Source organism: Pseudomonas sp. FH1 (genome assembly GCF_000510895.2).
In the GTDB taxonomy this organism is placed as follows: Bacteria; Pseudomonadota; Gammaproteobacteria; order Pseudomonadales; family Pseudomonadaceae; genus Aquipseudomonas; species Aquipseudomonas azotoformans_A.
The window spans coordinates 15,816-42,011 of record NZ_AOHM01000070.1; the positions used below are offsets into that span (position 1 = coordinate 15,816).

The 26,196-nt window shown below is 61.1% G+C and carries 27 protein-coding genes; 13 read left to right on the plus strand and 14 right to left on the minus strand.

Annotation, left to right across the window (positions count from 1 at the left end):
* Positions 1 to 45 precede the first annotated feature (45 nt).
* On the plus strand, positions 46 to 531 hold the full coding sequence (locus tag H096_RS21620) for a glutathione peroxidase (protein WP_033901385.1): 486 nt from the start codon (positions 46 to 48) through the stop codon (positions 529 to 531).
* The gene (locus tag H096_RS21625; protein WP_033901386.1) at positions 528 to 1,007 is read left to right on the plus strand and encodes a MarR family transcriptional regulator; all 480 of its coding nucleotides are present in this window, start codon (positions 528 to 530) and stop codon (positions 1,005 to 1,007) included. The genes H096_RS21620 and H096_RS21625 overlap by 4 nt, the downstream gene beginning before the upstream one ends.
* On the opposite strand, the gene H096_RS21630 is transcribed toward H096_RS21625, so the two are convergent.
* Complete coding sequence (locus tag H096_RS21630) at positions 961 to 3,270, minus strand: response regulator (protein ID WP_033901387.1); 2,310 nt, start codon at positions 3,268 to 3,270, stop codon at positions 961 to 963. The genes H096_RS21625 and H096_RS21630 overlap by 47 nt on opposite strands.
* A gap of 164 nt (positions 3,271 to 3,434) precedes the next feature.
* On the opposite strand from H096_RS21630, the gene H096_RS21635 reads away from it, so the two are divergent.
* On the plus strand, positions 3,435 to 4,325 hold the full coding sequence (locus tag H096_RS21635; RefSeq protein ID WP_033901388.1) for an ATP-binding protein: 891 nt from the start codon (positions 3,435 to 3,437) through the stop codon (positions 4,323 to 4,325).
* Complete coding sequence (locus H096_RS21640) at positions 4,322 to 4,804, plus strand: GAF domain-containing protein (protein ID WP_033901389.1); 483 nt, start codon at positions 4,322 to 4,324, stop codon at positions 4,802 to 4,804. Before H096_RS21635 ends, H096_RS21640 begins: the two co-directional genes overlap by 4 nt.
* Before the next feature lie 25 nt (positions 4,805 to 4,829).
* Here the strand turns inward: H096_RS21640 and H096_RS21645 are convergent, their stop codons facing one another.
* From H096_RS21645 to H096_RS21680, 8 genes are all read right to left on the minus strand, one after another.
* On the minus strand, positions 4,830 to 8,465 hold the full coding sequence (locus tag H096_RS21645; RefSeq protein WP_082461711.1) for a transporter substrate-binding domain-containing protein: 3,636 nt from the start codon (positions 8,463 to 8,465) through the stop codon (positions 4,830 to 4,832).
* Between the two features lie 8 nt (positions 8,466 to 8,473).
* Complete coding sequence (locus H096_RS21650) at positions 8,474 to 9,100, minus strand: response regulator transcription factor (RefSeq protein WP_033901391.1); 627 nt, start codon at positions 9,098 to 9,100, stop codon at positions 8,474 to 8,476.
* A 249-nt stretch (positions 9,101 to 9,349) separates the two neighbouring features.
* On the minus strand, positions 9,350 to 9,751 hold the full coding sequence (locus H096_RS21655) for a response regulator (protein ID WP_033901392.1): 402 nt from the start codon (positions 9,749 to 9,751) through the stop codon (positions 9,350 to 9,352).
* Positions 9,752 to 9,922: 171 nt separating this feature from the next.
* Positions 9,923 to 11,254, minus strand: coding sequence for a deoxyguanosinetriphosphate triphosphohydrolase (locus tag H096_RS21660; RefSeq protein ID WP_033901394.1), 1,332 nt, complete (start codon positions 11,252 to 11,254; stop codon positions 9,923 to 9,925).
* A 71-nt stretch (positions 11,255 to 11,325) separates the two neighbouring features.
* Complete coding sequence (locus H096_RS21665) at positions 11,326 to 12,489, minus strand: EAL domain-containing protein (RefSeq protein ID WP_033901395.1); 1,164 nt, start codon at positions 12,487 to 12,489, stop codon at positions 11,326 to 11,328.
* 92 nt (positions 12,490 to 12,581) lie between these two features.
* Complete coding sequence (locus tag H096_RS21670; protein ID WP_033901396.1) at positions 12,582 to 12,923, minus strand: hypothetical protein; 342 nt, start codon at positions 12,921 to 12,923, stop codon at positions 12,582 to 12,584.
* Positions 12,920 to 13,303, minus strand: coding sequence for a phage holin family protein (locus H096_RS21675; protein WP_033901397.1), 384 nt, complete (start codon positions 13,301 to 13,303; stop codon positions 12,920 to 12,922). Before H096_RS21675 ends, H096_RS21670 begins: the two co-directional genes overlap by 4 nt.
* 2 nt (positions 13,304 to 13,305) lie before the next feature.
* Positions 13,306 to 13,620, minus strand: a complete 315-nt coding sequence (locus H096_RS21680; protein ID WP_010211812.1) for a YqjD family protein — start codon at positions 13,618 to 13,620, stop codon at positions 13,306 to 13,308.
* Between the two features lie 341 nt (positions 13,621 to 13,961).
* On the opposite strand from H096_RS21680, the gene H096_RS21685 reads away from it, so the two are divergent.
* Complete coding sequence (locus tag H096_RS21685) at positions 13,962 to 15,170, plus strand: ammonium transporter (RefSeq protein ID WP_033901411.1); 1,209 nt, start codon at positions 13,962 to 13,964, stop codon at positions 15,168 to 15,170.
* On the opposite strand, the gene H096_RS21690 is transcribed toward H096_RS21685, so the two are convergent.
* Positions 15,157 to 16,881, minus strand: coding sequence for a monovalent cation:proton antiporter-2 (CPA2) family protein (locus tag H096_RS21690; protein ID WP_082461714.1), 1,725 nt, complete (start codon positions 16,879 to 16,881; stop codon positions 15,157 to 15,159). The two genes, H096_RS21685 and H096_RS21690, sit on opposite strands and share 14 nt — an antisense overlap.
* Positions 16,882 to 17,028: 147 nt before the next feature.
* Between H096_RS21690 and H096_RS21695 the strand changes: the two genes are divergently transcribed.
* The 3 genes from H096_RS21695 to H096_RS21705 all read left to right on the plus strand — a co-directional run bounded on the left by H096_RS21695 (position 17,029) and on the right by H096_RS21705 (position 18,638).
* Complete coding sequence (locus tag H096_RS21695; protein ID WP_033901398.1) at positions 17,029 to 17,265, plus strand: glutaredoxin family protein; 237 nt, start codon at positions 17,029 to 17,031, stop codon at positions 17,263 to 17,265.
* A gap of 73 nt (positions 17,266 to 17,338) precedes the next feature.
* Positions 17,339 to 17,674 carry a hypothetical protein gene (locus H096_RS21700; protein ID WP_010565034.1) on the plus strand — a complete coding sequence of 112 codons (336 nt, stop codon included), beginning with the start codon at positions 17,339 to 17,341 and terminating at the stop codon, positions 17,672 to 17,674.
* A gap of 73 nt (positions 17,675 to 17,747) precedes the next feature.
* Complete coding sequence (locus H096_RS21705) at positions 17,748 to 18,638, plus strand: pseudouridine synthase (protein ID WP_033901413.1); 891 nt, start codon at positions 17,748 to 17,750, stop codon at positions 18,636 to 18,638.
* Between the two features lie 55 nt (positions 18,639 to 18,693).
* On the opposite strand, the gene H096_RS21710 is transcribed toward H096_RS21705, so the two are convergent.
* Together H096_RS21710 and mobA are read right to left on the minus strand one after the other, a co-directional pair.
* A complete protein-coding gene (locus tag H096_RS21710; protein ID WP_016978480.1) occupies positions 18,694 to 18,915 on the minus strand; it encodes a YgdI/YgdR family lipoprotein in 222 nt (73 codons plus the stop codon).
* 79 nt (positions 18,916 to 18,994) lie between these two features.
* The gene (mobA, locus tag H096_RS21715; protein WP_033901399.1) at positions 18,995 to 19,597 is read right to left on the minus strand and encodes a molybdenum cofactor guanylyltransferase MobA; all 603 of its coding nucleotides are present in this window, start codon (positions 19,595 to 19,597) and stop codon (positions 18,995 to 18,997) included.
* Between the two features lie 75 nt (positions 19,598 to 19,672).
* Between mobA and moaB the strand changes: the two genes are divergently transcribed.
* The 3 genes from moaB (at position 19,673) to H096_RS21730 (ending at position 22,781) form a co-directional block, all read left to right on the plus strand.
* Positions 19,673 to 20,212, plus strand: a complete 540-nt coding sequence (moaB, locus tag H096_RS21720) for a molybdenum cofactor biosynthesis protein B (protein ID WP_032892684.1) — start codon at positions 19,673 to 19,675, stop codon at positions 20,210 to 20,212.
* A complete protein-coding gene (glp, locus tag H096_RS21725; protein WP_033901400.1) occupies positions 20,196 to 21,422 on the plus strand; it encodes a gephyrin-like molybdotransferase Glp in 1,227 nt (408 codons plus the stop codon). Before moaB ends, glp begins: the two co-directional genes overlap by 17 nt.
* 102 nt (positions 21,423 to 21,524) lie before the next feature.
* Entirely contained in the window at positions 21,525 to 22,781 is a 1,257-nt protein-coding gene (locus tag H096_RS21730; protein ID WP_156717510.1) for a hypothetical protein, read from the plus strand.
* A 1-nt stretch (position 22,782) separates the two neighbouring features.
* Here H096_RS21730 and H096_RS21735 read toward each other — a convergent pair whose 3' ends face one another.
* Both H096_RS21735 and H096_RS21740 read right to left on the minus strand, forming a co-directional pair.
* Positions 22,783 to 23,112, minus strand: a complete 330-nt coding sequence (locus H096_RS21735) for an EscU/YscU/HrcU family type III secretion system export apparatus switch protein (RefSeq protein ID WP_033901402.1) — start codon at positions 23,110 to 23,112, stop codon at positions 22,783 to 22,785.
* Positions 23,109 to 24,686 carry a flagellar hook-length control protein FliK gene (locus tag H096_RS21740; RefSeq protein ID WP_033901403.1) on the minus strand — a complete coding sequence of 526 codons (1,578 nt, stop codon included), beginning with the start codon at positions 24,684 to 24,686 and terminating at the stop codon, positions 23,109 to 23,111. Before H096_RS21740 ends, H096_RS21735 begins: the two co-directional genes overlap by 4 nt.
* A gap of 199 nt (positions 24,687 to 24,885) precedes the next feature.
* Here H096_RS21740 and ccmA point away from each other — a divergent pair, with 199 nt between their 5' ends.
* On the plus strand, positions 24,886 to 25,521 hold the full coding sequence (gene ccmA / locus H096_RS21745; RefSeq protein WP_033901404.1) for a cytochrome c biogenesis heme-transporting ATPase CcmA: 636 nt from the start codon (positions 24,886 to 24,888) through the stop codon (positions 25,519 to 25,521).
* A complete protein-coding gene (gene ccmB, locus H096_RS21750; RefSeq protein WP_003189951.1) occupies positions 25,518 to 26,186 on the plus strand; it encodes a heme exporter protein CcmB in 669 nt (222 codons plus the stop codon). The genes ccmA and ccmB overlap by 4 nt, the downstream gene beginning before the upstream one ends.
* The last annotated feature ends 10 nt before the right edge of the window (positions 26,187 to 26,196 follow it).

Consider the following 26,196-nt stretch of genomic DNA (forward strand, 5'->3'; position numbering starts at 1 on the left):
TGCCTACTATGTTTATCCTTCTTTCCACCAGACTGAGGCATTGCCATGAGCAACAACCTGCTGAGCATCCCTTGCACCACCATCAAGGGGGAGCAAAAGACTTTGGCCGATTTCGCCGGCAAGGCCATCCTGGTGGTCAATACCGCCAGCAAGTGCGGTTTCACCCCGCAATACAAGGGCCTGGAGCAGCTTTGGCAGCAATACAAGGATCAAGGGTTGGTGGTGTTGGGTTTCCCCTGCAATCAGTTCGGCAAGCAGGAACCGGGTAACGAAGGCGCGATTTCCGAATTCTGCGAGCTGAACTTCGGTGTCAGCTTCCCACTGTTCAAGAAGATCGACGTAAATGGCAGCGACGCCCACCCATTGTTCGTGCAACTGAAACAACAGGCGCCGGGTTTGCTCGGTTCCAAGGGCATCAAGTGGAACTTCACCAAGTTCCTCATCGGCCGCGATGGCCAGGTAGTCAAGCGCTTTGCGCCGACCACCAAGCCGCAGGACCTGACCCAAGAGATCGAAGCCCTGCTCAAATGACCGTCTCCCTGGCGCTCGACCATCAACTGTGTTTCAAGCTCTACGCCGCCTCCAGGGCGGTGACCCGCGCGTACAAGCCCATGCTTGATCAGTTGGGCCTGACCTACCCGCAATACCTGGTGATGTTGGTGTTGTGGGAGTGGCACGTCGCAACGCCGCTGCAACCCACGGTCAAGGCGTTGGGTGAGCGCTTGATGCTGGATTCCGGCACGCTGACGCCGCTGCTCAAGCGCCTTGAGCAACTCAGTCTGGTCAGGCGCCAGCGCAGCGCCAAGGATGAGCGGGAAGTGCACTTGAGCCTGAGCGAAACCGGTGTGCAGCTGCGTGACCAGACTCATGGCCTCAAGACGCGGCTGCTGTGCGACAGCGGTATCGACCTGAACCAGGCTGACGCGCTGCGCGAGGGCTTGGACCAGTTGCTTAGACAGATCAGAGACTTGTCGTCTTCGGCACCCACAGCTCCAGCAAGCCACTGAGTTCCTCACGCCGGAACGGCTTGGCCAGGTAGTCATTCATGCCCGCAGCCCGGCAACGCTCGCGCTCTTCGGACAGCGCGTTGGCGGTCAAGGCAACGATCGGCAGGTCTGGCCAGCGTCCGCTGCGACGGATCTGCCGACTGGCCTCATAGCCGTCCATCACCGGCATATTGCAGTCCATCAACACCAGGTCGAAGCGTTGTTCCTCAAGGAATTTGAGCGCCTCGCCACCATGGGCTGCGACGATCACTTCACACCCCAGTTTGCTGAGCATGCCTTTGGCCACCAGTTGGTTGACCGGGTTGTCCTCCACCAACAGGATGCGCGCGCGGTGTGCCAAGGGGGCAGCCTCCATCTGGATCGGGTCGAGGATCAGTTGTGCGTCGCTGCGCAAGTTACGTTGCAGGATCTGATACAGCGCATTGCGGCTCAGTGGGCGCGCCTGTTGTTGCAGCGGTGCGAGTGCCGCAACTTCTTCGCTGGGCATGAAATTGCCATAGGCGGTCACCAGCAGGATCGGCGCGTTGAGGGTGGGGCGCAGGCGAAACAGGCACTCGGGGCAGTCGGTGATCAGCAGGTCCGGGGTTTGCCCGCTCAAGTCATCATCTTGCGAGTAGCAGCGAGGTGTCAGGCCCCAGTGAGGCAGCAGGGTGGTCAGCAGTTCAGTGAGGCCGCTGCCGGCATGGGTAATGACGGTGACCTCACCCTTGAGCGGCAGTGGCTGGGCGGCGGGCAAATGGGTTGGCAGCGGCAGGTCGGCGCAAAACTGGCTACCGAAGCCCACTTCCGAACTGATGCTCAGTCGGCCTTTCATCGCTTCACACAGGTTGTGCGTCAGCGCCAGGCCCAGGCCGGTGCCGCCGAACTGGCGAGTGATGCCGGCACCCGCCTGGGTGAAGGGCTGGAAGATCTTCACCTGGGCTTCCTGCGCAATGCCGATGCCGGTATCGCAGACCTCGATGCGTACCTGGCCCTCCCGCGCGCTGAGGCGAACATCCACCCGTCCGAAGCGCGTGAATTTCAGGGCGTTGGACAGCAGGTTGCTGACGATCTGCCGCACGCGGGTCGGGTCGCCCAGGACCTGCGCCGGAAACTGCGGGTCGATCAGGCACGTCAGTTCGACGCTGGGCGCGGCGTTCTGTGACAACAGGTTGGCAGTGTCTTCCACCAACGAACCCAGGTCGAACGGGATGCGCTCCAACTCCAACTGGCCAGCGTCGAACTTGGACAGGTCGAGGATATCGTTGAGCAACTCCACCAGCACTTTGCCTGAGTCATGGGCGATGGACAGTTGCTGGCGCTGTTCGGCGTTGAGCGGGCTGTCGAGTGACAGCGCGATCATCCCCAGCAGGCCGTTGAGCGGTGTGCGGATTTCGTGGCTCATGTTGGCGAGGAATGCCGCCCGTGCCTGGGCCATGCCCAGCGCGTGCATCTTTGCCGCTTCCAACTCATCGTTGGATTGGCTCAACCGCTGGTTGCTGGCCTTGAGCTCCAGGGTGCGGGCGGACACGATGTCTTCCAGTTGTCCCAAGTATTCGGTCAACCGATCTTCGGCGTGGCGGCGTTGCTGGATCTCCGTCTCCATGTTTTCGAACTGCTGGTTGGCCACGTTCACCAGCACGCCGATCTCATCGTGCTCGTGGCCGGGCGGGCAATCCAGGCGTGCCTGCCGGCGGTTGCTCAGCTCGCGGATGATGCGCACCAGCGGCTGGGTCAGCATCACGTAGAACAAGCCCAACAGGATGCCGGTCAGCAACAGGCTGCGGACAAAACCGTTGAGCAGGGTGATCTCGGCACGGCGCAGGAAACGGCTGCCAAAGGCATAGGTGTCGACGTCCAGGCGCAGCACCCCGAGGGACTCGTTGGGCATGTGATTAAGGAACAGCCGGTCTTCGAACTGACGGTTGGCGCCGAACAGGAAATCGCTGACAGGTCGGTAGGTGCTCTCCTTACGTGGGCGGTCGACATCGGCCAGCACCACGCCGTTGTTGTCGATCAACTGGGCATGAATGATGGCGGGGGAGTGCAGCAGGCCCAGGGCCAGTTCCTGGGCCAGTTCGGCGTCGATGTTGTAGGCGATGCGTGAGGCGGGGTTGTGGCTGATTTCGATCAGCGAGCGAATTTCACGGTTGATGGATGCGTCTTCGCTGGCATAATCAATGCCGATTTGGATCAGGCTGAGCAAGGTTCCCAAGACGAAACCGACCAGCACAGTCAATCTGGCTTGTTTATAAGACAAGCGGTGGGCGAACTTGATATCCATCGAGTGTTGAACCACTTCACGTTTCCCTTCGCCCGGCAAGCATAGCTGAACATCCACAGGCTCTGGCTTACCCGGCATGAATCGTTTTTTTACGCAGCCTCGTGCGGTCTGCCGCAGGGTTGCCAATACGCCATCTTTTGCAAGAACTTGCCAGAGGAATAATCGTGGATGCTCGATTGAATGCGTTTCTTGAAAGGGCCGATGCAGTGCTCGCCCGCCTGGAACCCTTGTTACCCGCGCCCCGCCAAACCATCGATTGGAACCACTGCCTGGCTGCCCGCTGGCAGCGTGAAGGCCGCACGGGTTTCCTGTTGCCGTTGGATGTAAGCCTGGAGATGCGCCTGTCCGACCTGATCGGTGTGGACAAGCAACGTGAAACACTGGCGCGCAATACCCAGCAATTCATCGACGGCCTGCCTGCCAACCATGCACTGCTGTGGGGTTCGCGTGGCACCGGCAAATCCTCCATGGTGCGTGCCTTGCTGGCCCAGCATGCCAAGGCTGGCTTGCGCCTGATCGAAATCGAACGCGACCATTTGGCCGACCTGCCACGCGTGGTTGAACAACTGGTCAAGCTGCCGCAGCGGTTTATCCTGTTCTGTGACGACCTGTCGTTCGAGGCCGGTGAAAGCGATTACCGCGTGCTTAAGAGTGTGCTCGACGGCTCCTTGGAGCAGGCCCCGGAAAACGTGCTGCTGTACGCCACCTCCAACCGCCGTCATCTGGTGCCGGAAAACCAGAGCGACAACGACAACTGGAAACGCGTGGACGGCGAGTTGCACCCGAGCGAAGCAGTGGAAGACAAGATTGCCCTGTCCGACCGATTCGGCTTGTGGTTGTCGTTCTACCCCTTCACACAAGAACATTTCCTGGATGTGGTGGAGCACTGGATCGGCGAGCTGGCCAGCAAGGCCGGTTTGCAGTGGCAACGCGATGAAGCCCTCGACATCCTGGCTGTGCGCTGGGCCACCGGTCGCGGCAACCGCAACGGTCGTTGCGCGTATCAATTCGCCCGTTACTGGGTAGGCCTCAAATTGCTGGAGCTGCAACCATGATCGATCTACAAAGCGCTGGCACTGGCCTTGATGGCTACGCCATGCTCTGTGCGCAACTGGAGTCGCTGCTGGCCGATGAGCGGGATTTCATTGCCAACAGTGCGCAGTTTTCCGCGTTCCTGTTCAACCAGTTGGACGACTTGAACTGGGCTGGCTTCTACCTCAACCGTAACGAAGAGCTGGTGCTCGGCCCGTTCCAGGGCCAGATCGCCTGCGTGCGCATTCCGTTTGGCCGTGGCGTGTGCGGTGCAGCGGCCGCCTCGCGGCAGACCCAGCGCGTGGAGGATGTGCATGCGTTTCCAGGGCATATCGCCTGTGACAGCGCGTCCAACAGCGAGCTGGTGGTGCCGTTGGTCAAGGACGGCCAACTGATTGGCGTCCTTGACCTCGACAGCCCGTCGTTGGCGCGTTTCACCGTCCAGGACCAGGCGGGTATCGAACAGCTGGCGGCGATCTTCCTGCGCTTGACCGACTGCTGATCACGGGAGGGGCGGCCTGCGCCCCTTACTGTCCCTCCAGGCCGTGAAGCTGCCCTTGCAGCAACCTCTCCAGTTCCAGCATGAGTTTTTCCAGGGCTTTTGCCCCGGCTTCGATCACCGCCCAGTCATCCTCACGGGCGCACGCCTGTTCAAGGGTTTCACACTGCCCAGCCAGTGGGGTTGCCTGAACAATGCGTGCAGCGCCCTTGATTTTGTGGGCCTGCTCGGTGATCTCCTGGAGCGGGGCGTGTGCACTGATCAGCGCCGCCAGTTCCTGGCGATCATGCCGACTGCTGCTCAGCAGTTCTTCCAGCAAACGCCAGCTCAACTGTGGATCGCCACCGGTAAGGGCCTCGAAGTTGCCGAGGTCCAGGTGCAGGTCAGTGGTTTGCGGGGCGATCTTTGCCAGTTGCCGTTCCAGTGCCGTGAGGCTGATCGGTTTGAACAGGCAGTCGTTCATGCCCGCGTCGGCACAACGTTGCTTCTCTTCGGGCTGGGCATTGGCGGTAAACCCCAGCACCACGCAGGGCGCCAGCTGTTCGCGCTGTTCGTATTCGCGGATCGAGCGACTCAGCTCATAGCCATTCATGATGGGCATGTTGCAGTCGGCGATCACCAAGTCGAAACGCTCCTGGCGCCAGGCCTGGAAACCGGCGGCGCCATTCTGGGCGGCGCTGAACTGATGCCCCAGGTAGCCCAGTTGCTGGCACATCAGCAAGCGGTTTGCGGGATGGTCGTCCACGACCAGCACGTTCAGCACTGGCGCGCTTGCAGGTGCCTCAGGCTTGTATTCAAGCACCGGCTGTTCCGGCTGAAGACGGGTCATGTTCAGGCTGATATGCACCTGGGTACCCACCATCGGCACGCTGCTCAGGCTCAATTGTCCACCCATCATCGCGCACAGGCTGCGGCAGATCACCAACCCAAGGCCAGCGCCGCTCCTGGCAAGCTGCCCGGAATTGTCGGCCTGGGCAAAGGGCTCGAACAGGCGCAACTGATCATCCCGACTGATCCCTATGCCGGTGTCCTCGACCACCAGTTTCATCTCGACCTGCTGCGCCAGTTCGGTGGGCAACACCTCGACCTTGACTTTCACCTGGCCACGCTCGGTGAACTTGATCGCATTACTGACCAGGTTCGACAGCACCTGCTTGAAGCGCAGCGGGTCGATCAAGACTTCGGTGTCATCCAGGTTGGGGTTGAACTCAAGCGACAGGCTGAGGGTTTTCTGGCGTGCCAGGCCGTCGAACACGCGCACCACCGACTCGATCACCTCCCGCAGGTTGACACGCTCCGGTGCGAGGCTCAGGCGGCCGGATTCGATGCGTGCGATGTCGAGGATATCGCCGATCAGTTCGAGCAGGTCCCTGGCCGAGTTGTACGCCACTTCGATGGCCGGGCGATCGAGATGACCCTGGTCGGCGCGCTTGAGGGTGAGTTCGAGCATGCCGATCACCGCGTTCATCGGCGTGCGGATTTCATGGCTCATGGTGGCGAGGAACGTGCTCTTGGCCCGGTTGGCCTCGTCGGCGCGTTCTTTGGCTGCGCGGATTTCATCGAACAGCTGGCGTCGTTCGCTGATGTCGATCCAGCCGCCAATAATGCCTTGCACCTCTCCAGTCGAGTCACGGTAGGGCAGGATCCAGTGGTAGATCGTCAGCTTCTTCCCTTGGATATGCAGCGTGCGGTCCAGGATCAGCGGGTTACCTTCGGCCATCACGCGCTGGTAGTCGGCATGGTATTGCGCCGCATCGGTTTCAAGGGCGGCGCTCATCTGGATGGCGCTTTTGCCTATCACGTCTTCGCGCTTGACGTTGAACACCTGCAAGTAGCTGTCGTTGCAGGTCTGCAGCAAGCCTTTACGGTCACGTACGTAGATGGGGTGCGGGGTTTCGTTGACCAAGGCCCGCATGAACTCGAACTGATCATTGAGGGCGCGCTCGGCCATTTTTCGATGCTTGATCTGACGGCGCATGTAGGCGTTCCAGCTCAGGGAGATCAGCAGCAAAAGCCCGGTGCCGATGATGATGCGCGCGATCAGTTGGTGATAGTTGCGCCAATAGCTGTCGGAGGCGGCGGTGTAACCGCGCCAGCGACTATTGATGACCCCCAGCTCATCCGGCGCGATGCTCAGCATGGCCTTGTCGAGAATCGAGCTGAGTTCGGTGGCGTTACGTGAGGTGGCCAGCGAAAATTTAGCCGGCGTGGTGCCAATACTGAAACTGATCTGGACCTTGTCCTGAAACATGGAGGACGAGAGGTAATAGTTGGCGATGACCAAGCTGTTCACGGCACCGTCGACCTGTCCTTGCACCAGAAACTCGGCAGCTTTGAAATTGTCGCCTGTTTCGACCACTTGAATGGTTGGGAAGTGCTCGCGCAGGAACGTTGCAATTGGGCTGCCTTCAGTGACAGCCACGCGTTTGCCTTCCATTTCCTCCAGGCTGGTCGCCGCCTGGTTTTCCTTGCGTGTCAACATCACGTAGGAGTTTTCCAGGTAGGGGCGGCTGAAGTTCAACCGGGCTTCCCGTTCCGTGCTGGGAACGATGGCGCCAATGATGTCGGCCTTCCCTGTGTCGACCTGTTCGATCATTGACTGAACGACACGCTCACGTTGAATATCAAAACGCAGCCCTGTGCGCAGGCGAACCAGTTCCAGCAGATCGGCGGTAATGCCGCGGAAGTTACCATCGGCGTCGAAGAACGACAGGGGGGCAAAGGTCTCGTTCACGATCACCTTGACCACCGGATGCTCCTGTAGCCAGCGCTCTTCGCGTTGTGTCAGTTGCAGTTTCTGGTCGGTCAGCAAGATATCGCTGCCGGCGCTCCAGCGTTTGGCGATCGCTTCCCGTTCATTGGTGGGCACGGCCGTCAGTACGGCGTCGACAATGCTCAAGAGCGTCTGCTGGTGGTGGGGCATGGCGAAGCTGAACCCGTAGGCTTCGTGTTTGCCGAAGTTGGCCATGCGGATGTTCTTCAGGTAGCCCTTGTTGATCATGTAATGAGTGGAAATGGTATCGCCGAGGAATACATCCGCCTGGTCGAACGCCACCGCATTCAAGGCGTTTTGATAAGAGGGATAAGCGCGCAGGGTCGCCTTGGGGTACAGTTTTTCCACCTCGCGCAAGGGCAGGTAGTGGTAGACCAGCGCCAGGCGCATGCCGGCCAGGCCATTGGTCAGGCTGCGGGTCTCTCCTTCGCGGGTGACGAGGACCGGCTGGTCCACCGCATAGGGCTCTGACAGCGTGAGGTTTGGGTTGGCCGCCTCAAAACCGTTGGAGGATCCCAGCAAATCGATAGCCCCCGTTTCAAGCGCGCGGATCGCGGCCTCGCGAGAGGGGTAGCGCAATACTTTCACCGGCAGGGCCAGCGCCTTGGCCAGCAGGCCGGCGTAATCAGCGGTGAGACCCTCGTAGTCACGTCCGCTGGACGTGAGGTCGAAAGGTGGGTAATCAGGCGCCGCAGTACCCAGCACCAACTCGCGCTTGTTTTGCAGCCATTGGCGTTGAGCCTTGTTCAGGTGGGTTTCCAGTTGAACCGAGCCTGCACGACTCAACAAGGCGAAATGTTCCGGGCCCGTTGGCGGGTTCGCAAGTACCACGGTGCTGAAGCACAAACCGGCACTCAATATAATCAGATAGTCCTTTATACGCCTGGGCATCCGCTTTCTCACACTAGCGCGTTTCGTTTTGCCATCTCGATAAGTTCTACCAAGGACTTGGCTTGAAGTTTCTGCATCAGCCTCTTTTTATAAGTGCTTACTGTTTTGTTACTCAGAAACATGCCCTTGGCAATTTCCTTGTTGGTTCGTCCTTGTGCAAAAAGTTGCAATACCATCAGTTCCCGGTCATTGACGGTCTTGAATAGTTCAAGCTCCTGGGATTCGATGCTATCGACACCATTGGTATTCAGTGCCTGGCTGGGGAAGTAGTTGTAACCGGATAACACTGCACGGATGGCGCTCAGCAACTCGCTCAGGTCGCCTTCCTTGCACACGTAGCCATCCGCGCCCGAACGCATGCAGCGTGTGGCGAACAGGGTGGGCGATTGGGCGGTCAGTATCAGGGTTTTCATCGGGGTGTTCATGGCGTTGAAGCGGCAGAGCACTTCGAGGCCATCCAGCTTGGGAATGCTGATATCCAGGATAATCAGGTCAGGCAGGCATTCGCGTACCATTTGTATGGCGTCGCACCCGTTATCGGTTTCGCCCACGACTTTATAGCCCTCGTGTTCCAACAACATACGGATGGCGAGCCGTATAACCGGGTGGTCATCGATAATAAAAACTGAGTTCATGATCACATTCCGTACAAGTGCAAATAAAGCGGGCACATTAGCTCAGAAGAGGAGGGAGGAGCATGAGTCGAGGGGTGAGTAGATATAAAACAGGAAAAGTCCTACATTAAAAAAGGTAGCAGCCTACCAGTTGCTGAGGCTTGGTGAGGCGCTACGTCGATGCTTTGAACGTGAATAGGCTAACGGTTGCTGCCATGGATTTAACTGATGCTGTGCCGTCGTCTTTCGTCGGCTCATGATGTTTAATTCCTACATTTTTAACTTGAGTAATGGGCAGAGCAAGTGTGCAAGTTCATCCTTGTTCAGCGGCTTCGATAGATAGCCAAGCAGTGGCAGGCCACGGTCCATGGCTTGGCTTATCAGGCTGGCGAGTTCCGCCACCGGTAAACCGCTCAACAGGATGGCGGTCGTGGTAAAGCGTCGGCGACTGGCAATTTCAATCAGTTCGAGTCCCGGTAAGTCGGGTAGGCATTGGTCACACAAGATGATGTCGAAAGGCACCTCGGCCTGCGACATCAAGCAGATCGCCTGCTCGGCGCTTTCGGCCGGCGTCAGTCTTGCGAAGCCGAAGCTTCTGAGCAGGCATTGGGTGGCGAGGAGTTGGAACGGGTGATCCTCCACCAGCAGGATACGGAGCGAGTAACTGGGCATTGGGGCCACACGTTGAGTCAAGCATCGAGGGAGGGCGCGTAGGACCAGTTCGCCAGGGTCGCCCGGAGCGTGCGTGATTATTCATCGAGTGGTTGTGCGAATTCGATCAGGCCGCTCTGTTCCCGTCGTAGGTCGATTCCTTTCAAGAAACAGGCGGCATGATCGTGGTCGTTACTGAGGGCTGGAACGTCCGGTCATTTCCCGGGCCATCTCGGTGGCATAGCTGTCGGTCATCCCCGCAATAAAGTCAATCATGCGCAGGAACGACGCGTGCAGCGGCCATTCAGGGTTTGGCGCATTGTTGCCCAGCAGATCGAGAATGCGCCGGTTCTTGAACGACGGCGTACGCCCGCCATGCTGCTCCAGTGCCGCACCGCAGAACGCATTCAAGAGAATTTCCAGGGTGGTGTAGGCGCCGATCTCATGCAGGGTCTTGCGCTTGTCCTGGAAGATCTTCTTGCGCGCCATGTCCTTGGCATCCAGCACGCAACGCTTGGCCGGGCCGTGCATGTGTTCCACCAAGTCGCCGGGAAGGGTGCCGGCGAGCAGGGCGTCCTGTTGCTCGACGAAGGCCTGTGCCGCTGCGTTGGTCAGATGCTCGATGGCCTTGCCGCGCAGGATCGCCAGCTTGCGTCGGCGCGAGTCCTGGGCGCCCAGTTGGCGATAGGTCTGGGGCAGGTCATCGCCCACCAGGTTGAGCAGCAGCGACTCGACTTCGGCGTATTCGAGCAACTCCATTTCCAGGCCATCTTCCAGGTCGATCAGGGCGTAGCAAATGTCATCCGCCGCCTCCATCAGGTACACCAGCGGGTGCCGGGCCCAGCGCTGTTCTTCGAGTTGTGGCAGGCCGAGCCTGTGGGCGATCTGTTCGAGGATCGGCAGTTCGCTCTGGTAGCAGCCGAACTTGTGTTTCTTGTAGCCCAGGGAGTCGGCGTGGCGGGCAGTCCAGGGGTATTTCAGGTAGGTGCCCAGGGTGGCGTAGGTCAGCCGGGTGCCACCGTCGAACTGGTGGTACTCAAGCTGGGTCAGCACCCGAAAGCCTTGGGCGTTGCCTTCGAAATTCAGGAAGTCATTGCGCTCGGCGCTGCTCATGTCGTCCAGCCAGCCACGTCCTGCGGCTTGTTGGAACCAGTGGCGGATGGCGTCTTCGCCGGAGTGCCCGAACGGTGGGTTGCCGATGTCATGGGCCAGGCAGGCCGACTGCACCACCATGCCCAGGTCGCTTGGGTCGCACCAGTCGGGCAGGGCGCTGCGCAAGGTTTCGCCGACGCGCATGCCGAGGGAGCGACCCACGCAGCTCACTTCCAGGGAATGGGTCAGACGCGTGTGAATATGGTCGTTGCTCGAGACCGGGTGCACTTGGGTCTTGCGGCCCAGGCGACGAAATGCGCCGGAGAAGATAATACGGTCATGGTCTTTGTGAAACGGGCTACGCCCCAGTTCTTCCGGGCTGTGCAGCGGTTTGCCAAGACGTTCGCGGGTCAACAGGGTGGGCCAATCCAAGGCGGGTACTCTCCGTGCGGTGAATGACCCTCCCAGCTTCCCGGTTCAGCGCGGCCTGGGCAAGCGAAAATCTACAGCCCGGCCGCGTCGATATCGATTAACAGCAAGCGCTGACCGTTATCGAAGAATTGTCCGGCCGTGAGGCAATACTGATTGGTGGTGGCGTCGCGGTAGGTCGAGGACAGTGTCAGGCGCCGCTCCTCCCAGCCCTCGGCCAACAGGTGATAGAAGTACGGGCGCCATGACCAGTTGTGGCCCAGGTAACGGCTGTCGGACTGCCAGGCATCCTGGCGCCACTCAAAGTTCGGTGTGAGTTGGGTGCCGTGCCGGTCGCACTGGTAGAAGCGCAGCAGCCAGGGAAACGCCGGCAGTTGCGGCAGTTTGCTCAACGGTGCCTGGGCCTGGGCCCAGGTTTGCAGGATCTTCATCAATTCGGCCAACTGCTGGCGCAGTTGCATGACGCGGCCGCGTTCTGCCAGCTTTTGCTGGACGTACACCGTGCGCAACTGGGCGAAACGCGGCACGAAGGCGTCGGCGGCGAACCAGTCCAACTGCGCCTGGGCAAACAGATAGCCCTGCACATAGCGCGAGCCGCACTCCAGGGCGAAGCTCAACTGCGCCTCGGTTTCCACGCCTTCGGCAATGATCCAGCAGCCGGTCTTCTCGGCCATCTGCGCCAGGGCCCGCACCACTTCGCTGCTCGGTCCACCACGGGCGGCCTCCTGGAACAGGCGCATGTCCAGCTTGAGGATATCCGGTTGCAACGCCAGCACTCGGTCGAGCTGGGAGTAACCGGCGCCAAAGTCGTCGATGGCAATGCGCGCACCGGCTTCGCGATAGCGCGCCACCACGTCGGCCAGGCGTCGGATATCGCCACCCAGTTCGGTGATCTCGAACACGATGCGCTGAGGGTCGACGCCATGGTGGTGGATCTGTTTCAGGCTCGGCAGGGCCTGGCCCGGTCGCAGGCGATTGATCCAGCGTGGCGAGATGTTCAGGCTCAGGAACCAGTCTTCGGGCGCTTCGTGCAAGCGGCTCAGCGCGTTGTCGCGAATCTGCCGGTCGAGTCGGCGCAAGGTCACGCCCGGCGTGCGCGGGTCAGCGAACAGCGGGCCCACGGACTGCAAGCGGCCGTCAGCCTGGCGCAGGCGGCCCAGGGCTTCGACGCCGGCAATGCGGCCGGTGGCGGTATCGATAAACGGCTGGAAGCAGGCGAGCGGTTGCCCGTCGATCACGGGGCCTCCTTAGAAACATTGGCGAAAAAAGGCCCGGCCCTCGAAAACGAGGGCCGGGCCGATTCTGTTAGCAAGAATGCAGCCAGCCAGGCTCAACTTTTACGCGAAGAGCCCTGCATGGCCAGTTTGATCAACGGGATCAAGCCGGCACCGAGGCGCACCAGGCGCGTCAAGCTGCCAATGCCGCCGCCCTTGGCACCTTTGCCGGTAAAGAAACCCATCAGCGTCACCGCGGCCACGCCCCACAGCGGCGCGTGCTTGATGCCCAGGCTGTCCTGCCAGTTGCTGCCCATATTGCGCACCTTGTTCAGGGGCAACATTAGTTGCTGGGACTCGTGGCGGATCTCCTGACGGTGCATTTCCATGCGCAGACGGATCAACGCCTTGCGCATTTCCCGGCGGGAGGTGGTTTGCGGGATTTCAGTGATGCTCATGGCAGCAGGCGCTCCCGGTCATTGGCCAGCTCTTCGAGGGTGGCGTGGAAGGGCGTGGATTCATCGAATACCGCCGCTTTCAAGCGCACCCCGCAGAAGGCTGCGGCCAGCGTGTAGAACACGCAGAGACAGATGATCCCCGTCAGACGGTAGCCCGTGTCCCACACTAGGATCATCACCAGGGTCGACAACCCCACCAGCAACAGCAGCGCGAACACCAGTGCCAGGCCTGCAAACAGCAGCAGGCTGACGGTGCGGGCTTTCTGTTCCTGCAACTCGATGCCAAACAATTCGACGTGGCTGTGCAGCAAGCCCAGCACGGCCGCGCCCAGACGTCTTGAGGTAGTGCCCGTGGACGAGCCCGTTTCGCCGATAGACATGGTTAGCGCCTTGTGGCCAGCAGGCCGATCAGAAAGCCCACGCCGGCGGCAATGCCCACCGACTGCCAAGGGTTGGCTTGCACGTAATCTTCGGTCGCAGTGACCGCCGCCTGGCCGCGTTCGCGCAGGGAGTCTTCGGTCAGTTGCAGGGTTTCGCGGGCCTTGAGCAGGCTTTCATGAATCTTGCTGCGCAGCTCGTCAGCCTGGTCGCCGGCGAGGACCTTGGTGTCATCTAGCAACTTTTCGGTGTCGCTGACCAGGGTTTGAAAATCCGCCATCAGTATTTCTTGAGCAGTCTTTGCAGTTCTTCTGGCCATGGTTATCTCCGTGATTGGCTGATCTGTACGTTTCGAGTCACCGGCTTCGGTGAAGGTTCAGTGCAATTGTGTGGTACAGCTTTTGCTTTGCCTTGGTGCGCAGGCCCCGGGGCTTGCGCTGAATCTGGGCGGTCGGGCAGGAAGCCTTGAAAAACCTTACCCTAAATAACTGAAATTCGCGGAAAAACCCTGTCGGCATCGGCTTGTTGTGTTGAACGCTGCGCTAAAGCGGTTCACGCCCTCTGAAGAGGGGTGGGACCGGTGGTGCCAATTTAGTGCGCTCAACCCTGGCTTGAACCGCTTTGGTGCTTTTTGCCTTTATTGCAGGCCTGCCAACCTCCATGGAAAATTTGCAAAGTGCAGTGGACACGCTCGTCCACAGCTCCAATACCCTGTTTATCCTGATCGGCGCGGTCATGGTCCTGGCCATGCACGCCGGCTTCGCGTTCCTCGAAGTCGGTACGGTGCGCCAGAAGAACCAGGTCAACGCCTTGTCGAAGATCCTCAGCGACTTCGCCATCTCCACCCTGGCCTATTTCTTTATAGGCTATTGGATCTCCTACGGTGTGAGCTTCATGCAACCGGCGGCGGTGCTCAGTGCCGATCACGGCTATGGCCTGGTGAAGTTTTTCTTCCTGCTGACCTTTGCCGCGGCGATCCCGGCGATCATTTCCGGGGGCATTGCCGAGCGTGCAAGGTTTGCTCCACAGCTCTGCGCGACTGCGTTGATCGTGGCGTTTATCTACCCGTTTTTCGAAGGCATGGTGTGGAACGGCAATTTCGGCCTGCAAGCCTGGTTGCTCGCGACCTTTGGCGCCAGCTTCCATGACTTCGCCGGTTCCGTGGTGGTGCACGCCATGGGCGGCTGGCTGGCGCTGGCGGCGGTGTTGCTGCTGGGCCCGCGCAATGGGCGCTACCGCGAAGGGCGCCTGGTGGCGTTTGCGCCGTCGAGCATTCCGTTCCTGGCGCTGGGCTCGTGGATTCTGATCGTGGGCTGGTTCGGCTTCAACGTGATGAGCGCGCAAACCCTGAACGGCGTCAGCGGTTTGGTCGCCGTCAACTCGCTGATGGCCATGGTCGGCGGCACGGTGGCGGCCCTGATCATCGGTCGCAACGACCCAGGCTTCCTGCATAACGGTCCGTTGGCCGGGTTGGTGGCGATCTGCGCCGGCTCCGACCTGATGCACCCGGTGGGCGCGCTGGTCACAGGTGTCGTCGCCGGCGGTTTGTTTGTGTGGTTCTTTATTGCGGCCCAGGATCGCTGGAAGATCGACGATGTACTGGGTGTGTGGCCCCTGCACGGTCTGTGCGGCGTGTGGGGCGGCATCGCCTGCGGCATCTTCGGCCAGACCGCGCTCGGCGGGCTGGGCGGTGTCAGCCTGATCAGCCAGTTGATCGGCACCGCCCTCGGCGTGCTGGTGGCGCTGGCGGGCGGCCTGTTGGTGTATGGCGTGATCAAGCGCGTCACCGGGCTGCGCTTGAGCCAGGAACAGGAGTATTACGGCGCGGACTTGTCGATTCACAAGATCGGCGCGGTCAGTCAGGATTGATCGGCTCGTCTGCCGGCCGATAAAAACCGTGTAGCAGGCGATAGCGGGTCTGGCGCACTTCATCGACCCGCGCCTGAACCTGTTGGTCCGGCAGGCCCAGCAGGATCAAGGCATGGGAGGCGAGCATCAGGCTCGACTCCAGCAACTCGGGCACCACTTCACTGGCGCCTGCGGCTTTCAGTTCTGCCAGCTGGCTGTCGTCGCGGGTACGCACCAGGATTGGCACGTCGGCGTTGATCCGACGCGCTTCCTTGAGCACCACCAGCGCCACGTCGGTGTTGTCCACGGCAATCACCACCAATCGCGCACGCTCCAGGCCGACTGCGCTGAGCAACGCGCCACGCCGGCAATCGCCGTAATGCACGCTACTGTCTTCAGTGGCGGCTTCCTGCACCCGTTCCGGGTCGTCATCCAGGGCGATGAAGGTTTGTTGTTCGTTGCGCAGAAAACGCCCGATGGACTGGCCGACGCGTCCATAGCCACAGATCACCGCGTGCCCGCGCAGCTCGGCGTTGAGCGCGGTGATTGCTTCCAGCTGCACCTGCTGGTTGGGCTTGCGGTGCAGGCGCAGGGCGATGGCGGGGGCGGCGCGCAACAACAGCGGCGTGAGCAACATCGAGCAAAAGGTGGCCGCGAGCAGCAAACCGTTGAACTCATCCGGGATCAGCCGGCTCTGCTGCATCTGTGCCATCAACGCAAAGCAGAACTCGCCACCTTGGGCCAGGGCCAGGCCGCTGCGCCAGGCGGTTTCACTGTCGCTGCCGCGCAGTTTGACCAGCACCGCGACCACACAGCCTTTGACCAGCATCAGCGTAAGCGTCAGCCCGAGGATCAGCAGACTATGGCTGACGAACAATTGCAGATCGATCAGCATGCCGATGCTGACGAAAAACAGCCCCAGCAGGATGTCGCGAAACGGCCGAATATCCGCCTCGATCTGATGGCGGTAATGGCTTTCGCCCAGCAGCATGCCGGCCAGGAACGCCCCGAGCGCAGGGGAGAGCCCGAGCAGATGGGTGAGCCAGGCGGTCAGCAACACAATCACCAACGCCAGCAGCACAAACAGCTCCGCTGAATGGGAGGCGGCCACTTCATGAAACAGGCGCGGCAACAACCAGCGGCTGGCCAATAGCAGGCCGACAAACAGCACCACGGTCTTGCCCAGGGTCAGGGGCAGCGCCCAATACCAGGCTTGCTCGCCAGTGCCAGCAAACACGGGCACCAAGGTCAGCAGCAACACCGCGACCACATCCTGGAACAGCAACACGCCAATCGCGTTCTGGCCGTGACTGCTGAAGATCTCCCCGAGGCTGGTCAGCTCCTTGCTGACGATGGCTGTGGACGACAGTGCCAGTCCTGCCCCCAACAACAGGGCGATACCCGGTGCCACACCCAGGATCATCAACAAAAGTCCCAACAGCACCCCGCACCCCAACACCTGCAAGCTGCCCAGGCCAAATACAACTCGGCGCAGGGCGAGCATCCTGGTCAGGGAAAACTCCAGGCCCAGGGAAAACAGCAGGAACACCACGCCCAGTTCGGCCAGGTCGGGTAGCTCTTCACTGTCATTCACCCAGTCCAGCGCGGTGGGGCCCACGGCCAGGCCGACGCACAGGTAGCCCAGCACGGGGGGTAATTGCAGGCGACGAAACAGCGCAATCACCACCAGGGATGAGGCCAGGATAATCAACAGGTTGGCAAACACACGCATCTCCGTTGCAGGGGGGCAGGCAAAAAGCCGCGAGAATCGCTGAAACAGTTATAGGCCATGGTGACCTGGGTCAGGGTTTATAGAGTGGGCTTCAGGCGGTCACCGGGCTTAGAATGTCTGCCTGTTTTCTGATCAGGTCCCTTCGCCATGCTTCCTGAATGCCAGCTGTTCGGCACCCTGGGTTGTCACCTGTGTGAGATTGCCGAAGCCGAAATCATGCCGCTCGTCGAACACGGGTTGCTGGTGGAATTGGTGGACATCACCGACCCCGACGACCTGACCGAAGCCTACGGCCTGCGGATTCCGGTGCTTCGCCGGGTAGACACCGGGGCGGAACTGGATTGGCCATTCGACACACAACAGGTTGTTGCCTTCCTTCGTTAGGTTTATGCGATGGCAGGTTTCCAAATATTAAGTTACTGTATGTTTGTACAGTGATTGAATTGAGGGAACGCCCGTGGTGAATGTCGAACAACTGAAAAGCAGCGTCAATCGCATGTCCGCCGACGTCGTGCGCGACGCGGTGAACGAGCTGCGCCTCGATGGGCTGGTCACGGAAGGCAAGACGCCCTTTAACAAAGTGCATTTCAATACCTGTTTTGCCGAGATCGAGGCGCTGTTCCAGCGCGCCGGCTACCACAAGCAGCTGGATGTGGTGGGTTACCAGGGCTTGTTGTACGCGTTGTACGATCCGGGCCGCTGGGAGGCAGTGGACGTGCTGCGCTGGCTCAAGGAGTTCACCGAAGCCGCCAGTGCTTCGCCGATCCTGCGGGCGGAGTTGGCCAAGGCTTGAGATCCGCCCTAGGCTCAATCCCGCGCAATGCGGGATAATGCCCGCCGGTTTTGTCACAGGCTTTGAGCATTTCATGTCCACCTCCGCTTTTTCCGCGTCCCAGCACCAAGCCAGCACTTTGTATCTGCCACCCGGTTCATGGGTAACAGTGCTGGACTGCCTGTGCGAGCACTTCCCGGCGATCAGCCGCGAACACTGGCTGGACCGCATTGCGCGAGGCCGGGTGCTGGATATCAACGGCACCCCGATCACCGTCGACCTGGGCTACAAGGAAGGCTTGTGCATCTATTACTTCCGCGAAGTACCTAACGAGAAAGTCATCCCGGTGCAGGAAACCATCCTGTATGCCGATGAGCATCTGGTGGTCGCTGACAAGCCGCACTTCCTGCCCGTGACGCCGGCCGGTGAATACGTCGAGCAAACCCTGCTGCGCCGCCTGATTCGCCGCTTGGATAATCCCTCACTGGTGCCGTTGCACCGCATCGACCGGCACACGGCGGGGCTGGTGCTGTTTTCGGCCAATCCGGCCAGCCGCTCGGCTTACCAGCAACTGTTTCCCACGCGCCAGATCGATAAATTCTACGAAGCCATCGCCCCAGCCCTGCCGGACCTGACCTTTCCCAGGGTGCACAAAAGCCGACTTGTGGATGGCGAGCCGTTCTTTCGCATGAAGGAAGGTGATGGCGTCCCCAACACCGAAACGGCGGTGGAGGTGCGCGAGAAAAACGGCGATCTGTGGCGCTACGGCCTATTCCCGGTGACCGGCAAGAAGCACCAGCTGCGCGTGCACATGAGCGCCCTCGGCGCGAGTATCTGCAACGATCCCTTCTACCCGGACGTGATCAAGGACGCGGTAGACGATTACGCCAACCCCCTCAAACTGCTGGCCCAGGGCGTGCGTTTTATTGACCCGGTCACGGGGGAGGAACGCAGTTTCCGCAGCCGGATCACCCTCGACTGGTAACCCCCGGAAACGACAAGGCCCGCGCGAGGCGGGCCTTGATGGCAAACGCTAAGAGTTACAGGTCTTTGACGGTGCGAACCTGGTCTTTGTTGATGCGGGTCTGCTTGCCGTCCAACTGTTCGAACTCGTAGAAGCCCGAGTCCTTGTCGAATTTAGGGGTGTCGACGGCCTGGATTTCGCGACCGTCATTCAGGGTGATCACTGTCGGCGAGGCGCAACCGGCGAGGGTGGCGAGGCCCAGTGCAAGCATGAGAGCGGCGATGGTCCGTTGAGTCATGAGTCTGTCTCCGAGAGAATACTTTTTAATAGCTGACCTTGTGACGCATGCAGCGTCGACAAAGTTCCGGGTGCGAGGTTCATTCTGACACGCCCGACGGCGTCTGTAACAGCTCCGGCGTATTAAGGTTGGCCAGGCGCGGGTCATCTGCCGGGCATTCCAGGCCCACGCCGCCCAGCTGTAGGAAGAGCTTGCGCGGGCTGCGCTCACCGGCGTGCCAGGCCCTGTCCACCGCATCGCGCAGGCCGGTGGGAACGATGCAGATCAACGGTTCCCAGAACGCACCATGGCGCACCATCACCGGCAGCAACGGGTTGCGTTGCGCGGTCTCACGCAGCGTCTGGATCAGCCCTGCGTCGATATGCGGCACATCGCACGGCAAAATCAGCAGGTGCGCATGGCGTGCGGCGGCGAGTCCCGCACGAATGCCGGCGAGCGGGCCGGGAAAGTCCGGGCTGTCGTCGGTCACCAGTTGGTCGGCATAGCTGGCGTAATGCTGCGGGTTGCGGTTGCACGAGATGATCAGGTCATCGGTGAGCGGTCGTACCAAGTGCTGCAAGTGCGCAATCAACGGCTGGCCACGCCACTCCAGCAGGCCTTTGTCCTGGCCGCCCATGCGCTGGCCGCGCCCGCCAGAGAGCAGCAAAACCGAACACGGCAGTGGGGACGAATCGATAGGCATGGCAGTTCCGCAGCGGCAGTAAAAGGGGGGCTGTGATATAACATCGGGCTGTTCCTTCGACAACCGGACCGTGCCATGAAAGCCAAGGCAGATGCGCCCTTCGTACCTCTGAATATTGCTGTATTGACCGTCAGCGACACCCGCACCCTGGAAACCGATACCTCCGGCCAGGTCTTTGTCGACCGACTGACGGCCGCCGGCCACCACCTGGCCGAACGCGTGCTGCTCAAGGATGACCTCTACAAGATCCGCGCCCAGGTCGCCCACTGGATCGCCGAAGACGTGGTGCAAGTCGTGCTGATCACCGGCGGCACCGGCTTCACCGGCCGGGACAGCACTCCCGAAGCGGTGAGCTGCCTGCTGGACAAACAGGTGGACGGCTTTGGCGAACTGTTCCGCCAGATTTCCGTGGCCGACATCGGCACCTCCACCGTGCAGTCCCGCGCCTTGGCGGGTTTGGCCAATGGCACGCTGGTGTGCTGCCTACCGGGCTCCACCAATGCGGTGCGTACCGGCTGGGACGGCATCCTTGCCGAGCAACTGGACAACCGTCACCGCCCGTGCAACTTCGTCCCGCACCTGAAACAGGCCGAGCCTTGTGAATCCCGTGGGTAAGCCCGGCAAGACCGGCGCGCTGTTGCCGGTGGAGGATGCCTTGGCTCAACTGCTAGCGATGGCCGAAGCCGCACCGATCCGTGAGCAGGAAAGCCTGTTGCTGGCGGATTGCGATGGTCGTGTACTGGCGCAAGACCTGATCTCCACCCTCGACCTGCCGCCGTGGCCGAACAGCGCCATGGATGGTTATGCCGTGCGGTTGGCGGACTGGACCGGCGAACCCCTGGTGGTCAGCCAACGCATTTTCGCAGGCCAGGCGCCACACCCCCTGGCCGCCGGTACCTGCGCCCGTATCTTCACCGGCGCCCCAGTACCGGAAGGGGCCGACTGCGTGGAAATGCAGGAGAATACCGTGGTCCACGCCGATGGGCGCGTGAGCTTCACCGAACCCCTGCACCTCGACCAGAACATCCGCCCCCAGGGCCAGGAAACCACCGTAGGCGAGCTTGTTTTAACGGCGGGTACGCGCCTGGGCCCGATTGAACTGGGGCTGGCGGCGTCCCTCGGCCATGATCGCCTGGCAGTGATCCGCCGCCCACGCGTGGCGGTTCTGTCCACCGGCGATGAGTTGATCGAACCGGGCTTGCCGCTCGGGCCGGGGCAGATCTACAACAGCAACCGGCGCGTGCTGTGCTCATGGCTTACGCGCATGGGCTGTGAAGTGATTGACGCAGGCATCCTGCCCGACGATCTGGAGCAAACCCGCGCGTGCCTGGGCGGTTTGGGCCGTGTCGACTTGATCCTGTCCACGGGCGGTGTGTCGGTGGGCGAAGCGGATTTCCTTGGGATCGCCCTGCGTGAAGAGGGTGAACTGGCGTTGTGGAAACTGGCGATCAAACCGGGCAAGCCGCTGACGTTCGGCCACTTCCGTGGCGTGCCGGTGATCGGCCTGCCCGGTAACCCGGCGTCGACGTTGGTCACGTTCGCGCTGCTGGCACGCCCTTATCTGCTGCGCCGCCAAGGTGTGCAGGACGTCGAGCCACTGCGTTTCGACGTGCCGGTGGGGTTCGAGTGGCCCAAACCGGGCAACCGCCGCGAGTACCTGCGCGGTCGCATCGAGCAAGGCAAAGCGATCATTTACCGCAACCAGAGCTCCGGCGTGCTGCGCAGTGCGGCGTGGGCGGAAGGGTTTGTGGAGGTGTTGGAAGGCACGACGCTGGCTATCGGCGACCGGGTCAACTTCATTCCCTTGAGTGAGGTATTTGGCTGACACACAATTCACCGACGGCGGGCGCACAGTCAAGATAAGTCCTATGAGCCAAGCAGGGCGGGCAGGCTAATTTTTCGAGTCCCGGTTACTGGAGGACTGAAGATGACTATCCAACCTGCTGCATCCGTTCATGGCGTGGCGGCACCCGTGCATGCCGAACCTGGCTTGCCCACGGCAGCGTCAATCAATTCAAGCACTGCGCGTAGCGTTTTGAGTCAATTGATCGGCAGGCCGCTTTCCGAGAACACTTATCGGGAGCGGCTTGCCTGCATGATCGCCGATCCGAGCATCACTTCCTGGCAGGCGCTGACGCGTAACCCTGGCGAGTTGCAACGGCTGCAGGATAATGAGCGCCTGAGTTGGTCCGACCCGGCCGCAGCTGACAAAAACATGCCGACGTTGGCTCAGGCCCTGGGCAAGAAAAATGTCTGGCTGCCGGAGGTGGAAAGCCTCAATGCCAACATCCTGAAGAACCTGACGGTACAAGTGGCAGAAAAATACCTGGCGCAATTCCAGTCCATACTTCAAGACCCGGCACCTGCCTTGTCGCAGGATGTCTCGATAGTCCGCGATGCGCCCTCAGCGGGTAAAACCACCTTTCTCACCGGCCAGTTCGCGCTCAATACCGATGTTGTCAAAAACATGATCCAGAACCGTATGCCCGGCACGAGCATGTTGCAGGTGCATGACCAAGGCGCAGGGTTGGTTCAGCAGTTCATGGGCCCCATGGAAAAGCGCCTGGGGCAGCCACTGACGCGAGATGCGTTGTACCTGTGGCCAAACGATTTCAACCAGAAAATCGCCGATATCGCACGCTTGTGCCAGGCGCCCAAGCTGCACTTTCATGATATCCAGGTGGACCTCGCGACCTTGTGCTGTCGGATTCTCAAGCGCGGCACCGATGAGGCGGTGATGGACTTCAATGTTTTGAGCCAGTTTTTCAGTGCGGGTCTGGAGCATCGTGGGCCGAGTATCGAATCGGTCAAGAACAGTCAGAACAGGCTTAAGGAGTATTCACTCTCGGCCTGGAACGGTCAGCAGAATGTGCTCGTTGCTCAACGCGCACCCGGTGCCAACGATTTTGTGATCAAGGATCAAGCCTTATTCGATAAGGTCACTGCCCGGGATAGCCGTTCCGTACAGGCAGAGGTAGAGAGTGTTCGCAGCACCGTGATTGACGCGCCGTTCATCGAGGCCTTCACGGCTCCACTTCCGCCCGTGCAGGCGAGTGCGTTTGGTGCGGCATTGCGGCGGTATGAGGGGCAGACGTTCGAGCAGGCGTTGAAACAGCACGCCCAGCGCATGTCGGTTGCTACCTCGGTAGCGGCCCGCGTGTTGGCCGGTGTGAGGCCCGGCTGATTCAGTAGTCATCCCCGCGTTCGGTCACGTCGCGCTCTACCGGCGCGGCGTGCGGGTCGTACCCCACCGGGAACTTGCCCTTCAGCGTCCAGGCAAACGCAATGATCTCGGCAATTGTGCGGTACAACTCCTCTGGAATACTGTCACCCAGTTCCATCCGCGCCAGCAGTTTGACCAGCTCGGCGTTTTCATAGATCGGCACTTCGTTTTCGCGCGCCAGCTTCAGGATGGCTTCCGCCAGGGCATCGTCGCCCTTGGCGGTCAGCGTGGGTGCCTGCTGGCCGTCGTACTTGAGGGCAATCGCCTGGCGCGGTGGTGTTGGGTTTTTCATGCGGTTTCATCCACCCAGCGTTGCTCCAGTCCGGTTTTCGGCCCGCGCGGTGGGGTGCCGAGGTGGCAATCGAGGTCGCCGACATTGATGCCAGACGTCACCAGGCGTTCGCGCAAGCTGCCCAAGTGGCTTTCGATCAGGCTGGCGGTGAATGGTCGCGAGGCCCACAACTGGCTGGACAGTTTGCCCTGGCTCAATTGCGCCTGCACCTGCAGCGGCCCCAGCGGCTCCATGTCGAAGGCCAGTTCGACGCGCCAGAGCATCTGCTTGGCGTCCTTTTTCTCTTTGCGTTCGGGCTGGTCCTTGTCCGGCGCCGGCTCTTCGCGCTGGAACTTGACCTGTAATGGCACGATGTCTTGCAACGTGCGCATGGGGATTTCCAGCTGCCAGGTGGTTTGCAGGCGGCCGTCGGCGGTGGTGCCGGTCTGTTCCAGGCTCGACAATTGATGGCTCTGCAACCGCGAGATCGCCCCGGCGGCCAGGCGCAGCAGGTTTTCCAGGTCGCCTTCGCCCTCCAGTTTCGCCATCAGCCGTTCGGGCAAGGGGAAGCCGGCGGGTATCTGGCGGGCGCTGACCTGGCCGAGGGTGTTCAAAGGGCTGCGCACGAAGTTGGGCAGCACCTGGGCCAGGGTGTTGGCGGCGAGGATGGCATTCATATTGGTGCTGGCGGGTAGGGCCGGCAGCAAGTCGGCGACCAGGCGCAGCAGGGCGCCTTTCATGTCCAGCGGTGGGACCTGGGGGTTTTGCCCGGCGAGCAGCTTGGCTTCCAGAAAGGCACCGCTGTTCTGGATGACTTGCGCCAGTACCTTGGGGTTGCTGACCTGCGCCAGGTCGGGCAGGGCGGCGAGTAAACGCTCGGCAGCGCCGCGCAGCTCGGCGGAGGTGCTGTCGCCGCGTGGCAGGTTCTGCAGCGCCGTGAAGACGGCATCCAGCGAGCCTTGGCGACTTTGCTGGGTCGACAGTTGTTGGGTGACGGCCAACTGATCCTTGAGCCCGCTCAGCGGCACAAAGCTCAAGGTCTGCGCGTTCTGTACCACGGTGCTGAGCAGGCTGCCGACGCGCAACGGCTGTGGACTTTCCACGGTCAGGGTCGCGCCAGTCAGTGCGCTGTTGAGCACGGTGACCAGCGAGCGATAGATCGCCGGTTGCGCCGTGCCCTGAGGCAACATTTGACTGGTCAGCACCTTGGCCTGCAATAGCGTGCCCACGGGCATCTGGTTCGTGTCGATGCGGGTCAGGGCGGCGACATTGGCGCTCAAGGCCTGTTGCAGGCTGAGGGTCAGGTTGCCGGTGGGCGTCTGGCTCACCGCCACATTGCTGCCCAGCGGCAGTGGCTGCGGGCTGCTGGCCTGCACCAGCGTCTGACGGCCGCCTTCAAGGGTCAGCTTGAGCAGCAACTGAAAGGCTTCACCGCCTTGTTTCAGGGCGATGACTTCGGCGTTTGCGGTTTTCCCAGGGTCGATCAGGCCGATCTGCGGCTCCAGCAGTTTCAGCAACTCGCCGGCCGCAGGCGCAGGGCCGGGCCCGGCTGCCGGGGCGGGTGGAAGCGTAGGAAGGTTGATCTCACCGGTCATCGCGCGCGTCGTCTCTGGGGAAATTGCCCTCTTTAGAGTAGGGCATCACATGTATAATGCCGCCCGTCTGCAAAGAGAGCGGTAAAAACTCACAACTATTTGATCCAGCTCTCTAAAATCGGTCGCCAAAGCCGTTATTGTGCATTTCTCTTTAACGGCCGCTGCACCGCCGACTTGAACCGTAAAGGCCCGCGATCTTTTGACCAGCCCTCTTCTTGAAGCCGTAGCGCTCTCCTGTGAACGCGACCTGCGCCTGCTGTTCGAGCACCTCGAACTGCGGCTGACGGGCGGCGACATGGTGCAGGTCAGCGGCCCCAACGGCAGCGGCAAGACCAGTTTGCTGCGCCTGTTGGCCGGGTTGATGCAGCCGACGGCGGGCGAAGTCCGGCTCAACGGCAAGCCCCTCAACGAACAACGTACCGAACTGGCGCGCAACCTGATCTGGATCGGCCACGCCGCCGGCATCAAGGACGTGCTCACCGCCGAAGAGAACCTCAGTTGGCTCAGCGCCTTGCATCATCCCGCGTCCCGTGATGCGATCTGGCAGGCCCTGGCCGCCGTCGGCCTCAAGGGCTTTGAAGACGTTCCCTGCCACACCTTGTCCGCCGGCCAGCAGCGCCGCGTGGCCTTGGCGCGTTTGTATCTGCCGGGCCCGCCGCTGTGGATTCTCGACGAGCCCTTCACCGCCCTCGACAAACAAGGCGTCGCCCAGTTGGAAGAACACCTGGCCCAGCATTGTGAGCAGGGCGGTCTGGTCATCCTCACGACCCACCACACGCTGACGCGCATGCCTGCTGGCTATCGCGATCTTGATCTAGGGCGGTGGTCGGCATGAGCGTATTCGCCCTGTTGGTCGCCCGTGAAGCGCGCTTGCTCTGCCGTCGCCCGGCGGAACTGGCCAACCCGCTGGTGTTCTTCGCGATTGTCATCGCGTTGTTCCCGTTGGCAGTCGGCCCCGAGACTAAACTGTTGCAAACCTTGTCCCCAGGACTGGTGTGGGTGGCCGCGCTTTTATCGGTCCTGCTCTCGCTGGATGGGCTGTTTCGCAGTGATTTCGAAGACGGCTCCCTGGAACAGTGGGTCCTTTCGTCGCACCCCCTGCCACTTCTGGTACTGGCCAAGGTACTGGCACACTGGGCTTTTTCCGGCTTGGCGCTAGTCTTGCTCTCGCCGCTGCTGGCGATGATGCTGGGCTTGCCCGTCGAATGCCTGCCGGTGTTGCTCCTGTCCTTGTTGCTCGGCACGCCGGTGCTCAGCCTGTTGGGGGCGGTGGGCGCAGCGTTGACCGTGGGTTTGAAGCGGGGCGGCCTGTTACTGGCCCTGTTGATTCTGCCTTTGTATATCCCAGTGTTGATCCTGGGCAGCGGTGCTTTACAGGCCGCGCTCATGGGCATGCCGGCGACCGGTTACCTCCTGTGGCTTGGTAGCCTGACCGCCCTGGCGGTAACCCTGACACCCTTTGCTATAGCGGCCGGCCTGAAGATCAGCGTCGGCGAATAATGAGGTCTGG